Here is a 12409-nt window from a genome sequence, read left to right as displayed (position 1 = left end):
GTGAACGTCGCCATCGCCCCTCATCCCTCAATAGTGATGCCCGGTCGAGCACACCACAACTCGTTCGCCGCCGCAACAACAGTGTCAGGCACCGGCGAAGCCGCGGTGACGACGGAATGAACGCCAGACGGCTGGAACGGAGCCCACGCAGCCCACCCCGACCTGCCCGCGTGGGCGACTTGACGACCAGCCGGTCCGGGCGAAGGATCGGGGTCGGCGGCGCGCCGAAGTGCAGGCGCGAGGCGGGCACCCGCGCCGACGAGCACGGAAGTCCGGCACAGACTCCAGGAATCGAGAACGGGACGCACGCAATGGAATTGAAGCCGGTGGCGATGTACCGCGAGATGTACGAGCGCGGGCACGACGAACTGCCCTCGGTATTCGACGCACCCACCGGCACCGTCGAGGGCGACCGCGGCCAGATTCTGGACTACATGCGCAAGGTCCGCGCCATCTTCGACGTCATGGGCGAATCCCCGGACCTGTTCACCAAAGACGTCGACATCGAGGGCGGCCCCTCCCTGTACTCCGACGGCGTCTGGATCTGGCGCGAGGACTCGCTGAAGTACCTCGCCGAACAGCCCCTCACCCTGCCCGCCGAGTTCGTCGAACGAGTGCGCTCCTTCGACTACGTCCCCCAGCAGTTCGACACCCGCGACCCCGACTTCGACGCGGCGTTCCTGTCGTACTTCTGAGTGCGGTTCAACCGGAAGGAACAGTCCCGTGCTCTTCATCGACAGCAGTGATCCCGACCTGACCGTGGACGACGGGCGCGCCTACTACAACGGAATGCCCTTCAGCGGACAGGTGTCAACGCTGCTTCCCGACCAGACCGAGATCGAATCCCTGACCTACGTCGACGGCTACCTCCACGGGCAAGCAGACGGCTGGCACCCGGACGACACCAAAAAGTACTCCGGCACCTACGACCACGGCCGCCGTGTACTCGACTGGGAATACTGGAACGAGAACGGCCGACTCGTCCAGCACGACACATTCGACTTCGCCGGCAATCTGCGTCATCGAAAGCGGTGGGACGAAGCAGGCACCCTGACCGACGATTTCGACGCGGCCGCGATCGCGAAACCGGTGATGGACGGCGCCGTCGAGCGGACGAATCCCGCCCTGTCCGAACACCATGGCGACGGTCGCTTGCTGTTCGAAGGCCGACCCTTCACCGGCCAAACAGTCGAGTACTTCTACGAGGGCGGGCCGGTCGTTGCCCTGGAGTGGTTCGCCGACGGCTACTCCCACGGCCCCGACCTCGCCTGGCACGGTGACGGCGCACGCCAATACGCAGGCACGACCGCTCACAACCAGCCGATCGGGCTGTGGCTGCATTGGCATCACAACGGAACCCTCGCACAGCAGAACGTGTTCTCCGGCGGGGGTCGTCAGATCCTGAAGCAGTCCTGGACCGATTCCGGCGAATCAGTCGTGGCTGCCGATACGCCCGACCGGCCCGCCGCGCATCTGCGATCCGACACCGCCCTCGATCGAACCACGCCCCACCTCCACGAGGGCCAGCCGTTCACCGGCGTACTCGAACATCATTCGGACGACACACTTCTCAGCGTCCAGGACTTTCGCGACGGCTACCCCGACGGCCTATACCTCGAGTACCGCGACGGACACCAGTTCCGCACAGGGGTCAACAGTGCGACCGGACCGGTCGGGTGCTGGTACGAGTTCTATCCCGACGGCAGAATCAGCCGAGAAGATTGCTACGACGCTGGGAGCACTCTGCTCCTGCGTCGTCGGTGGGACGAGGAAGGCGCACTCGCGGGGCCGATGGAAGGGCTGTTGATCCTGAACCCGCACACCGGCACACCGAACCATCACACAGGGAAGGCAAGCGAATGAGCGATTGGCGGACAATGCCGACCGACCAGGCAGCCGAGCTCGCAGGCAAGCTGTATGCCCTTGACTGGTCGTGGAACATGGACGACGCACCCGCGATCGTCGAACAATTCGGCTGGCACACCGTCTCCAGCCGCCCGCGCCGGATCATGCTCGACATCGGGTTCGGCCCTGACAGCGGCACCATCCAGGCCAAGAACGGCGAAGTGACCCGCATCGAACTGCAGCTCACCGACTACGCCGAGGCCGGCGAAAAGCCGGAAGTGAAGACAGCTTTCACCGATATCGCCCAGGCGATCGGCACGAAACTCGGTGCGCCGACCGCACGTGTCAAAGCACCGACCCCCCAATATCGGTGGGCGGGCGCCGATACCACTGTCGTACTCGTTCTCTCCGCTGCCTCGATCTGGCTACATCTGGTCACCAACGCGCGTCTCGCCGCCGACGACCGCAACCTGGAACTCGACAACCAGGGCCTGCTATGACCGACTGGGCACACTTCGCCCGCGTACTGGCCGACGAACTCGGCGCCGTGCCCGACACCGCGGTCCTGGTGATCGGCGAAGCAGCGCCGTCCGGATCTCGTCGCTTCGCGCAGTTCCGCAAGACCGGCGAAGCGGTCCTGGCCGAACTCACCGGCAACGAATGGCTCGACTCCACATCACGCCCCGACGACGCGGGTTGGCAAGCCATCACCCGAGCGGGCTGGCGCCGACCCGACCAGGATCACTGCGGCAACTGGTGGGCCGAATTCGCTTCACCTGTCGGCTCCGACCACTATCGGCGCATCGCGGCGATCACTGTCACGGGCCTGCGCGACGGCTTCGGCATCACTGCCCCGGCGGCGTTGTCCTATCAGGGCTGGGTCGAGAAGTCCGGCGACAACTTGCATCTGCCCGGCCTCGGAATCCCCGACGCCCGTTGACGGACACCCCGACCCCCACCCAGGTCGGCGAGCTGGGAGCGGCTACGTCAGGCCGTCGCGGTTGCCTTTTTCCATCTTGTCGATGTAATCGGCGCTCTCGGTCTGGCCGTCGGCGAAGTCGCCCATGGACTTGGCCATGGTCTTGACGTTGTCGCTGGTGTTGGTCCACGAGGAGTCGTAGCCGTCGTTGCCGCCGGGGCCGTCGTTGAAGCTCTGACCGAGTTTGTCGTTGCCCCAGACGTTTCCGCGGCCGTTGAGCGAGGCGTTCAGCGTGTTGATGATGCCGGTGAGTTGGTTGCCGACGTTGCGCGACTTGCCTGCCGCGGTCCGAAAGTCGTCGGCGTCGTATTCGAATGTCATCGCGCCCATCCCTCCACAAGTGGTGCCCGTCGAGCACATCACAACTCATGTGCGTGCGCAACAGCCTCCCACGTCGGTGCGAACCGCGGATGACCCCGCTGTGAACGGCGAGGTTCCTAAGCGCTTGCCTCCCAGTGAGATTCCACGCGCGACATCATGCGCTCGATGGAAGCATTGATCTTCTCGGTCAGGTCCGACCGTGACATCGGTATAGCGATGGGGTTCTCGCTGGGCAGCTCGATGCCGTAGCGCCCGTCGTCGGGTAGGTCGCGCCACACCACGATGTCGCGATGCATGCCGCGTGAGCCGAACATCGACTGATTCTGCAGGATATTGATGGTGCCGGTGCGATCGGCGGGACGGTCGAAGAACTCGGTGCTGCGCTCGACGATCGAGGTGTCGGCTGCTTCGAAGAACATCGAGGATCGCTGCCCGTACTCGTCGCCGGTGTCGGCGTCGGTGGAGAGCGGGATCATCCCGCCGACGCCGGCACCGGTATCCGGCATCAGGTCGACGATGGCGTCGGCCAGACCGTAGGGCCCGATGTCGAGCACCGTGTAACCACCACTGTGCGTAGGGGTTTCGCCCGGAAGCTGGTAGATCAGATAGCCGTTGGCGCCGGCCCTGGCCGCCCTGGCCTTGAGCCATTGCTCGGCGTCGTCACGCGCCCGGTCGCGCCAACCTCGCAGCCGCACATACACTTCCGGACGCTCCAAGACATCGAAGACCGAACGAAGCGTCGGGTCGACGCTGTGCTGCAGCCGCTGCCAGACCTGGTACTTCTCCTGCTCGTAGTCCTCGTGCAGGCGCGTCCTGGCTTGGAAAGTCAACGGGCGCGGCAGATCGGTGCCGACGAATCGCTGCCACAACACCCGGAATTCGATATCGGTGAGTTCCCACTTCTGTGTCACGCCCGCGCCTCCGGCCGCGCGTGCGCGAGCGAGTCGGTGCTGCCGACTTCCACGGACTCGACCGGGTCTTCGATGATCCGGGCAGGCGCCTCGGTCGCCAACGACTCGGCGAGCAGACCGGTGAGCGGGGTGACGACCTCGCCCAAGCCCGACAGATCGGAGAAGTCGGGCAGTGACGCTCGCGGGAACGCGTCAGCCTCCGGTGTCTCGGCGCTCTCCCCTGGCACGCTCGCCCCGTCGACGTCCGTGGTCGCGGTGTCGATACCGAGCAACTCCGCCAGCGGCGAGAGGGCGGGGTTGTCCGCGATCAACTGGTTGATCTCCGGCGACTGCGACAGCAGTTCGGCCAGGTCGGGGAATTGCCCGAACAGGTTGCCGAGCTGGGTGAAATCGGGCAGGCCCGGCGTGGCGCCGGTCGCGCTGGTGTCGGCGGATACCTGCTGCAACGCGGTGGCGAGCGACGGCAGTGCCTGGGTGAGCGAGGAGACCGCGGAGGTGACCGCCGACATCACCGAGGACAGGATGCTGGACATATCGCCCGAGCCGGAGCCACTCGACCCCGTCGAGGAGCCTGTCGACCCCGTCGATCCGGTCGATCCGGACGATCCCGGCGCGCCGGACGTCTGGCCGTTCGCGCCCTGCTGCGAACCGTTGGTGCCGTTCTGTTGGAGCGCCGCCGCCGCCTGCTGGGCGGCTTGCTGGGCGGCCTGCTGCTTGGCCACGTCGGGCGCCACTGCCTGCTGGCTGCCGCCTCCGGAATTGCCGCTACCTCCAGAATTCCCGCTACCTCCGGAATTCCCGGTGCCACCGTTGTTGTTATTTCCAGCATTGTTGTTGTTGTTATTGTTGTTGTTGTTCGCAGGTGGTGTCACCGGCCCCTTCGGCGCAGCAGGCTCCGCTGCGGCCGGGAACAGCTTCTCGGTGTTCGTCACTCCGGTGACGTAGTGGCGCTCATATCGATCACGATTCTCCTGCAGATCGTCATCGCACTTGTCCTCGGTCTCGATCGGCATCGACACCTTGGTCGCGTACAGCCAGTTCGCCGTGTACTCGAGATTCCGCTGCATCATCGTGAAGGAATCACTGGCCACCATCGCCGACTTGCCGAAGGTGGTGATCGCGGCCAAAGCGGCCTCGCCGCCCTGACTCTCCCACCGGTCGCCGGTGATCTCACCGAGTTTCTGCTCGAGGTTGTAGGCGGCGCCGTGCACGGCGTGGGCCATCGCCTCCCAGATCGGTGCGTCGTTGGCCACCTCCTGCCAGGAGATTCGCTGACCGAGGTCGTACATATCGCGCCAGGACATATTGTCCGCGGCGCGGACAGGTATCCGCACGCCGCCCGATTCCGCCGTCGCGGTGCCCACGTGCTTGGGCACGTTCGCGGTCTCGATGTCGTAGTTGTGCTTCTCCATCTTGATTTCCATGCCGGTGCCCTGCCGCACCTTGACATCGACTTCCCAGTGGGCAGGGTAATAGCCGCCTGCCTGGGAGACCTCCCCCTTCATATCCTTGGCGCCGGGCGAGGAATTCACATTCTTCAGATCACCCTTGAGCGCGGCGATGTTGTCGCCCGAGCCCTTGTCGGTCTCGGTGTACGACTCGCCCGCGGCCTTGAACATGGAGACAAGGTCTTCGAGCGAGTCGATATAGCGCCCGAGCAGGTCCTTGGCCTGGGTGGCCTCGGTGATGAACTTGGTCCGCAACGGCGGCCCGGCGTCGACCTGGCTGCCGCCCAGCTTGGACTCGTCGTAGTTGTTGAGATCGTGGTCGCGGAACAGATTCTGACAACCCTTGAACACCTCGATCGCCTGACTGCACGCCTTCGCGGCCTCGAGCGCGGCTCCCGTCTCGACCTTGACCTTCGCCTTGCCCGCCAACCCCTCGAAGGGAGAATCGCCCACGCCAACCGCTCCTCGCAGCACCCCACCGACGACCCTCGCGCTGTCGGCTCGATCGCCTCGCATTCTAGTGAGCTAGGCGAAATATGCACAGCGACACGGAAACACCGATCCTGTACCTGGATGAACATCCGGGTTCCGCCGACGATCACGCAGCCCCCGTCGATCTGTGACAAACTCGAACAACCACCAGCGGCCGCGCAGCAGCCGTGATCGAACGATGGATGAGGCCCAGGATTGACGTCGCGATGGAACCGCTCATGACCGACCTGAGCGACCTCGAACGGCGCGTCGCGGCCAATCGCGCCAACACCCGCAGCCAGCACTCCACCGACTACCTGCGCCTGGCCGGTTCCCTCACCGAACTCGCCCAGGGCCTGCTCGCCACCCGGGATGACCCATCGGGTCGCGATCGCACCGCCGAGGCGTTGGAGCCCGCCCAGGAGGCGGTGGCGATCCGTCTGCACTGGTTGGTCGAGGGGTTCGTCTCCTATGAGTACGCGGGTGCGTTGCAGGACGCGTTGCGACTGTTCGAGCAGGCGACGCGCTTGGTCGGGCATCGACAGCTCGCGACCAACACCATTCGCAGCGCCTGCTCGGCGTATCGACAGGTCGCGCAGGACTATCCCGATGTGTCGGCCATGTGCGCCGACGGACTGTCCAAATGTGGCGTGTGGTTGATGCGGCTCGATCACGACGCGGCGGTGGCGGCGAGCGAGTCGGCGGTGCGGATTCGGGCGGGGATGTACGCGCGCACGTCCGAGCAGCCCGGCAAGTATCTGGCGAGCCTGAGCACCTTGCTGCGCACCTTGATGGTCGGTCGGTCGCGCAAGCAAGCCATCGCGAGCTATCGCGCGCTGTATTCCGAGGTGACCACGCCGGCGAGTACCGCAAAACTGCGCGAAACTCGGGTCGAGGAACTCGATCTCACAGTCAAGACCACGCAGGCGGTGGTGAAGCTGGGCGCGCACACCCTCGAACGCGCGGGGCGGCTGACCCAGCAGCAGATCCTGTACCAGTCGGGTGGCGACCTGGCCACGATCGACGAGATCAACTGGCGATTGGCGCTGGTCGGCCTCAAACCCCTTGCGGCAGGAGCGATGCCGGAGCCGCCGTCGCGGCCGGTGGAGATCTCGGCGACCTACGGTGCGATCGCCGTGCGTTGTTCGGCGCCGGACGGGCTCGAGCAGGTGCGGGCCGCGATCGTCGCCGCGTTCGCCCAGGGCGGGGCCGAGCCGGTGGACGCGGGCAGGTTCGCCGGCGTGCACGAGAAGCACTGGGGCGTCAAAGAACCCAAGACCAACCTCGACACGCAGCTCGGTGCCGATGTCGTGCTGGTGGAAAAGTCTTCCGGCAGCTGGATTTCGGTGAAGAGCCTCAACTGGGAGATCGGCGCGCTCGGCAAGCACCCACTCGCCGTTGCTCTTTCGGCTAAGTGGCCGGTACTGACCGTCGCCACGATCGAGAAGATCTCCTACGAACTGTGCCTCTACGACAACGGCGTCGCCACCCAGTACGCCGCGCTCGGCAGACCGGCCGGGCAGGCGCCGCTGGAGACCCCGCTGGCCCCCCTGGATTTCGCGACGCTGGCCGACTACGGCGCCGACTACGCCTCCGAAACCCAGGTCAGAGCCGCCTTCGGCAACGCCGAGATGTTCGCCAAGGTCACCGAACTCCCCGGCGCGGGCATCCGCCAGGCCGCGGAGAAGGCCCCGCTCACCGACTACGGCCCGAATATCCTCTTCTTCGGCAAGAACTGACCGTCACCGCGAAAGCCGCTGTCTCCCCACCGGATGCAGCGGTTCTTCTGCCAGGCGCGACGCGTGTCCCGCTACCAGTGGGCGGAACGAGTCGACCCGGAATGCCGTCCAGCGCGGGCGACCGGCATGATCGGTGACTGTGCGAGTACTGCTGCAGCGTGTGACCAGTGCCCAGGTGAGCGTCGACGATCAAGTCGTCGGACGCATCGACCCGGCGGCCACCGGTGTCCCCCACGGCCTGCTCGCCTTCGTCGGAGCCACCCACACCGACACCGAAGCCATCGCGAAAGCCCTGGCCGACAAGGCATACCGCCTGCGGATCCTCGACGGCGAACGCTCCGCCGCCGACCTCGACGCCCCGATCCTGGTCGTCAGCCAGTTCACCCTGTACGCCAACACCGCCAAGGGCCGCCGCCCCTCCTGGAACGCCGCCGCTCCCGGCTCGGTAGCCGAGCCCCTGGTCGACACCTTCGCCGAAGCCCTGCGCGAACTGGGCGCCACCGTCGCCACCGGCAGATTCGGCGCCCACATGCAGATCGACCTCACCAACGACGGCCCGGTGACAGTTCTCCTCGAAGGCTGACCACGCTTACAGATTCAGGTGCAGCCGAAGCGCGCGATCAAGATCCGCGGCGAGCGTGGCGGTCAACCGCCCGACGACTCGGCCGACCCGATCGACCGACACCGATCGGACCTGCTCTGCCTGCGCTTTCGACACCACGCGCAATCCGACATCGTCGAGCAGGACCTGGAACGGGTACACCTGATCGACGTTGCTGGTAACGGGCACCACTGTGATCACGCCGCGGCCCAACTGGTCTGCCCGCCGATTCGCGCCGTCATTGCTGACTACCACGGCAGGACGAACCTTGTTGACTTCGTTCACGCGAACCGGATCGAAACTGACAAGCACGATATCGCCGCGGCGCATCAGGAGAGGCCGTCAGCGAGGGTCTCCGACCACGTCGCTTCCTCGCCCGCCGCATCCCACTCTTCCCATGCGGACTCGTAAGCATCTTCGAGCGCATGTGCGCGCAGCAACGCGATCGCCCGCTGGATGGCTGCCGAACGCCCAGGCAAGCCCGACCGGCAGACTTCCTGGTCGAGCACCTGCAGATCTTCCTCCGAAAGGCTCACGCTGAGCTTCATACCGCTAATGCTACCAGGGTAGGAACCCCGGTAGCACCCGCGCGAGACGCCGACCAAGTCGGGGAACTACTCCGGGCGCAGAGTGAGGATGCGCGGACCGTCTTCGGTGACAGCGACGCTGTGCTCCCAATGTGCCGCCCGCGACCCGTCGGTGGTGACCACGGTCCAGTCGTCATCGAGAGTCTTGGTGTCGGTGGTGCCGAGCGTCAGCATGGGCTCGATCGCCAGCACCGACCCGACCACCAGGCGCGGGCCCTTACCGGGCGCGCCCTCGTTGGGCAGGAACGGATCCATGTGCATCTCGCGACCGATGGCGTGGCCACCGTAACCGTCGACGATGCCGTACTGACGACCGTGTGCCTGCTCGGCCGCACGAGTGCCGAGCTCGATGGCGTGTGAGACATCGGTGAGCCGGTTGCCCGGCAGCATCGCCGCGATGCCGGTCTCCATCGAGAGCCTGGTCGCCTCGCTCAACAGCTGATCGGCCTCGATGATGTTGCCGATGCCGAAGGTCCACGCCGAATCGCCGTGCCACCCGTCGAGGATGGCACCGCAGTCGATGGAGACGAGATCGCCCTCGGTGAGAATGTCGTCGGCCGAGGGGATCCCGTGCACCACACGGTCGTTGACCGAAGAGCAGATCGAGCCGGGGAAGCCGTGATAACCCTTGAACGACGGGACAGCGCCCGCGTCACGGATCGTCGCCTCGGCGACCTCGTCGAGCTCCAGCGTCGAAACGCCGGGCTTGGCCGCCGCGCGAACGGCGACCAGCGTCCGCCCGACGATCGCGCCGGCGGCCTGCATGGCATCCAACTCGCCCGCCGAACGGAACGGCACGACCTTCTTCTTACGGTTGAAGACCATCCGGCCTCAGTACTCCGATCCGGTGATTACTGACCGAGCGCCGCGAGCGCCCGAGCGTTGACCTCATCGACCTCGCCGATGCCGTCGACGGTCACGACCAGACCGTCGTAGTACGCGAGCAGCGGCTCGGTCTCCTCACGGTAGACCCGCAGCCGGTTGCGAATGACGTCCTCGGTGTCGTCGGCGCGCCCACGGGAGAGCATGCGCTCGACCACGGTGTCCTCGGCGACCACGAAGCACAGCACGGCGTCGAGTGTGGAGCCGTTGTGCTCGAGGATCTTCTTCAGCGCGTCGGCCTGATCGACCGTGCGCGGGTAACCGTCGAGCACGAATCCGTTCGAGGCGTCGGGCTCGCCGACGCGGGCCTCGACCATGCGGTTGGTGACGTCGCTGGGAACCAGGTCGCCCGCATCCATGTACTTCTGTGCCTCACGACCGAGGGCGGTCTGCTGGCTGATGTTCGCGCGGAAGAGGTCTCCGGTGGAGATGTGCGGAACGCCCAGCTTCTCTGACAGCAGGACGGCCTGAGTACCTTTGCCGGCACCCGGCGGACCGAGCAGAACAACTCTCACTTGAGGAACCCTTCGTAATTTCGATTCATCAGCTGGCTCTCGATCTGCTTGACCGTGTCGAGACCCACGCTGACCATGATGAGCACCGCGGTACCGCCGAACGGAAGGCTCGCGACCGCACCCGAATTGCCCATGTCGAGGAACAGGTTCGGGAGCACTGCGACCAGACCGAGGTAGATCGAGCCAGGCAGGGTGATGCGGCTCAGGACGAAGTTCAGATAGTCGGCGGTCGGCTTACCGGGCCGGTAGCCCGGGATGAAGCCACCGAACTTCTTCATCTCGTCCGCGCGTTCCTCCGGGTTGAAGGTGATCGCGACGTAGAAGTAGGTGAAGAACACGATCAACCCGAAGTAGATCGCGATGTAGACCGGGTTGGACGGGTTCACCAGGTATTTCTGGATGATCTCCTGCCACCAGCTCGGCTCCGTCGCCGTGCTGGAGCCGGTCAGCTGCGCGATCAGGTTCGGCAGGTAGAGCAGCGAGGACGCGAAGATCACCGGGATGACACCGGCCTGGTTGACCTTCAACGGCAGGTACGTCGATGAACCGCCGTACATCTTGCGACCGACGACGCGCTTGGCGTACTGCACCGGAATCCGGCGCTGACCCTGCTCGACGAAGATCACGGCCACGATGATCGCCAGCACGGCGGCACACACCAGGCCGAAGACCAGCCCACCCCGGGTATCCAGGATGTTCTTGCCGTCGATCGGGATTCGCGCCGCGATACCGGCGAAGATGAGCAGCGACATGCCGTTACCGACACCGCGCTCGGTGATCTGCTCGCCGAACCACATGACCAGCGCGGCACCGGCGGTCATCACCAGCACGATGATGACCATGCCGAAGATGCTGGTGTCGGCGAGAATGTCCTGCTGGCAGCCTTGCAGTAGCTGACCGCGCGCGGCGAGCGCGACGAGACCGGTGGCCTGCAGGATCGCCAACGCGACCGACAGGTACCTGGTGTACTGCGTCATCTTGGTCTGGCCGGATTGGCCTTCCTTGCGCAGTTCCTCGAACCGCGGGATGACGACGGTCAGCAGCTGGATGATGATGCTCGCGGTGATGTACGGCATGATGCCGATCGCGAACACCGACAGCTGCAACAGCGCGCCACCGGAGAAAAGGTTGATGAGCTGGTAGATACCGGCGGATTCACCACCGGAGACCAGCTTGACGCAGTCTTGGACCGCGCGGTAGTCGACGCCGGGGGACGGCAGCGCGGCACCCAACCGGTACAGCGCGATCAACCCCAGCGTGAAGAGAATCTTCCGCCGTAAGTCCGGAGTCCGGAAGGCCGATACGAAGGCGGAAAGCACAAATCCTCCTGGCGAACGACATGGTCATGCCATGCGACTGAACCACTGGACAGCATGTGGAATCGTCAGCCGATGACGAGCTTTGGCAGACAACACTTGAACTCTAACAGTGACACCGGACGAGCTCGCGACTCGTCCGGTGTCAGCTGCTGACTACAGTACCGTCAGGCCAGTTCGGTGACAGTGCCACCGGCTGCGGTGATCTTCTCCTTGGCGGAGCCGGTCACCTTGTCGGCGGTCACCTGGATGGCGACACCGATCTCGCCGTCGCCGAGAACCTTGACGAGCTCGTTCTTGCGAACGGCGCCCGCCTCGACGAGTTCGGCCTTACCGATGGTGCCGCCCTGCGGGAACAGCTCGGCGATGCGGCCAACGTTGACGACCTGGTACTCGACCCGGAAGCGGTTGGTGAAGCCGCGAAGCTTCGGCAGACGCATGTGCAGCGGCATCTGGCCACCCTCGAACGCCGCGGGGACGTTCTTGCGTGCCTTGGTGCCCTTGGTACCGCGACCGGCGGTCTTACCCTTGGAACCCTCACCGCGACCCACACGGGTCTTTTCGGTCTTGGAGCCAGGGGCGGGACGCAGGTGGTGCAATTTGATGGTCATGTCTAGACCTCCTCAACTGTTACGAGGTGGCGCACGACATTGATCAGACCGCGGTTCTGAGCGTTGTCCTCACGAACCACCGACTGGCGGATCTTCCGCAGGCCGAGGGTCCGCAGGCTGTCGCGCTGGTTCGCCTTGGCGCCGATCGTGCTCTTGATCTGAGTTACCTTGAGATCAGCCATG

Annotated in this window: 16 protein-coding genes; 6 read left to right on the top strand and 10 right to left on the bottom strand. The window is 65.2% G+C overall.

Features of this window, described 5'->3' with window-relative positions:
• The first annotated feature begins 311 nt into the window (after positions 1–311).
• Genes ACFWUR_RS08580 through ACFWUR_RS08565 form a run of 4 tightly spaced genes read left to right on the top strand, consistent with a single transcriptional unit; the run spans position 312 to position 2785 of the window.
• On the top strand, positions 312–695 hold the full coding sequence (locus ACFWUR_RS08580) for a hypothetical protein (protein ID WP_378903989.1): 384 nt from the start codon (positions 312–314) through the stop codon (positions 693–695).
• Between the two features lie 28 nt (positions 696–723).
• The gene (locus ACFWUR_RS08575) at positions 724–1863 is read left to right on the top strand and encodes a hypothetical protein (protein WP_378903986.1); all 1140 of its coding nucleotides are present in this window, start codon (positions 724–726) and stop codon (positions 1861–1863) included.
• Positions 1860–2345, top strand: coding sequence for a DUF6301 family protein (locus ACFWUR_RS08570; RefSeq protein ID WP_378903983.1), 486 nt, complete (start codon positions 1860–1862; stop codon positions 2343–2345). The genes ACFWUR_RS08575 and ACFWUR_RS08570 overlap by 4 nt, the downstream gene beginning before the upstream one ends.
• The gene (locus ACFWUR_RS08565) at positions 2342–2785 is read left to right on the top strand and encodes a hypothetical protein (RefSeq protein ID WP_378903980.1); all 444 of its coding nucleotides are present in this window, start codon (positions 2342–2344) and stop codon (positions 2783–2785) included. The genes ACFWUR_RS08570 and ACFWUR_RS08565 overlap by 4 nt, the downstream gene beginning before the upstream one ends.
• Before the next feature lie 42 nt (positions 2786–2827).
• On the opposite strand, the gene ACFWUR_RS08560 is transcribed toward ACFWUR_RS08565, so the two are convergent.
• The 3 genes from ACFWUR_RS08560 to ACFWUR_RS08550 form a co-directional block, all read right to left on the bottom strand.
• Complete coding sequence (locus tag ACFWUR_RS08560) at positions 2828–3145, bottom strand: hypothetical protein (RefSeq protein WP_378903977.1); 318 nt, start codon at positions 3143–3145, stop codon at positions 2828–2830.
• Between the two features lie 116 nt (positions 3146–3261).
• On the bottom strand, positions 3262–4056 hold the full coding sequence (locus ACFWUR_RS08555; RefSeq protein ID WP_378903974.1) for an ESX secretion-associated protein EspG: 795 nt from the start codon (positions 4054–4056) through the stop codon (positions 3262–3264).
• Entirely contained in the window at positions 4053–5957 is a 1905-nt protein-coding gene (locus ACFWUR_RS08550) for a hypothetical protein (protein ID WP_378903971.1), read from the bottom strand. The genes ACFWUR_RS08555 and ACFWUR_RS08550 overlap by 4 nt, the downstream gene beginning before the upstream one ends.
• A gap of 257 nt (positions 5958–6214) precedes the next feature.
• Between ACFWUR_RS08550 and ACFWUR_RS08545 the strand changes: the two genes are divergently transcribed.
• Positions 6215–7714, top strand: coding sequence for a hypothetical protein (locus ACFWUR_RS08545; protein ID WP_378903968.1), 1500 nt, complete (start codon positions 6215–6217; stop codon positions 7712–7714).
• A gap of 139 nt (positions 7715–7853) precedes the next feature.
• Positions 7854–8297, top strand: a complete 444-nt coding sequence (gene dtd / locus ACFWUR_RS08540) for a D-aminoacyl-tRNA deacylase (RefSeq protein ID WP_378903965.1) — start codon at positions 7854–7856, stop codon at positions 8295–8297.
• 6 nt (positions 8298–8303) lie between these two features.
• On the opposite strand, the gene ACFWUR_RS08535 is transcribed toward dtd, so the two are convergent.
• From ACFWUR_RS08535 to rpmD, 7 genes are all read right to left on the bottom strand, one after another.
• The gene (locus ACFWUR_RS08535) at positions 8304–8648 is read right to left on the bottom strand and encodes a type II toxin-antitoxin system PemK/MazF family toxin (RefSeq protein ID WP_378904191.1); all 345 of its coding nucleotides are present in this window, start codon (positions 8646–8648) and stop codon (positions 8304–8306) included.
• The gene (locus ACFWUR_RS08530) at positions 8645–8863 is read right to left on the bottom strand and encodes a ribbon-helix-helix protein, CopG family (RefSeq protein ID WP_378903962.1); all 219 of its coding nucleotides are present in this window, start codon (positions 8861–8863) and stop codon (positions 8645–8647) included. Before ACFWUR_RS08530 ends, ACFWUR_RS08535 begins: the two co-directional genes overlap by 4 nt.
• A 66-nt stretch (positions 8864–8929) precedes the next feature.
• Positions 8930–9727 carry a type I methionyl aminopeptidase gene (gene map / locus ACFWUR_RS08525; protein WP_378903959.1) on the bottom strand — a complete coding sequence of 266 codons (798 nt, stop codon included), beginning with the start codon at positions 9725–9727 and terminating at the stop codon, positions 8930–8932.
• Positions 9728–9753: 26 nt separating this feature from the next.
• Positions 9754–10299, bottom strand: coding sequence for an adenylate kinase (locus ACFWUR_RS08520; RefSeq protein ID WP_378903956.1), 546 nt, complete (start codon positions 10297–10299; stop codon positions 9754–9756).
• A complete protein-coding gene (gene secY, locus ACFWUR_RS08515) occupies positions 10296–11618 on the bottom strand; it encodes a preprotein translocase subunit SecY (RefSeq protein WP_378903953.1) in 1323 nt (440 codons plus the stop codon). The genes ACFWUR_RS08520 and secY overlap by 4 nt, the downstream gene beginning before the upstream one ends.
• Positions 11619–11782: 164 nt before the next feature.
• The gene (rplO, locus tag ACFWUR_RS08510) at positions 11783–12226 is read right to left on the bottom strand and encodes a 50S ribosomal protein L15 (protein WP_056818375.1); all 444 of its coding nucleotides are present in this window, start codon (positions 12224–12226) and stop codon (positions 11783–11785) included.
• 2 nt (positions 12227–12228) lie between these two features.
• A complete protein-coding gene (gene rpmD, locus ACFWUR_RS08505) occupies positions 12229–12408 on the bottom strand; it encodes a 50S ribosomal protein L30 (RefSeq protein ID WP_071931163.1) in 180 nt (59 codons plus the stop codon).
• Between the last annotated feature and the right edge of the window lies 1 nt (position 12409).

Source organism: Nocardia sp. NPDC058633 (assembly GCF_042717045.1).
Taxonomy (GTDB): Bacteria; Actinomycetota; Actinomycetes; order Mycobacteriales; family Mycobacteriaceae; genus Nocardia.
The sequence above is the reverse complement of the archived record's forward strand: the minus strand, read 5'-3'. Positions and strand labels throughout refer to the sequence as shown.

Bases quoted from the DNA above. Each gene is read 5' to 3' on its own strand.
- ACFWUR_RS08580 (WP_378903989.1), top strand. From the start codon at position 312: ATGGAATTGAAGCCGGTGGCGATGTACCGCGAGATGTACGAGCGCGGG.
- map (WP_378903959.1), bottom strand. From the start codon at position 9,727: ATGGTCTTCAACCGTAAGAAGAAGGTCGTGCCGTTCCGTTCGGCGGGC.
- ACFWUR_RS08560 (WP_378903977.1), bottom strand. From the start codon at position 3,145: ATGACATTCGAATACGACGCCGACGACTTTCGGACCGCGGCAGGCAAG.
- ACFWUR_RS08545 (WP_378903968.1), top strand. From the start codon at position 6,215: ATGACCGACCTGAGCGACCTCGAACGGCGCGTCGCGGCCAATCGCGCC.
- ACFWUR_RS08570 (WP_378903983.1), top strand. From the start codon at position 1,860: ATGAGCGATTGGCGGACAATGCCGACCGACCAGGCAGCCGAGCTCGCA.
- rpmD (WP_071931163.1), bottom strand. From the start codon at position 12,408: ATGGCTGATCTCAAGGTAACTCAGATCAAGAGCACGATCGGCGCCAAG.
- ACFWUR_RS08565 (WP_378903980.1), top strand. From the start codon at position 2,342: ATGACCGACTGGGCACACTTCGCCCGCGTACTGGCCGACGAACTCGGC.
- ACFWUR_RS08530 (WP_378903962.1), bottom strand. From the start codon at position 8,863: ATGAAGCTCAGCGTGAGCCTTTCGGAGGAAGATCTGCAGGTGCTCGAC.
- rplO (WP_056818375.1), bottom strand. From the start codon at position 12,226: ATGACCATCAAATTGCACCACCTGCGTCCCGCCCCTGGCTCCAAGACC.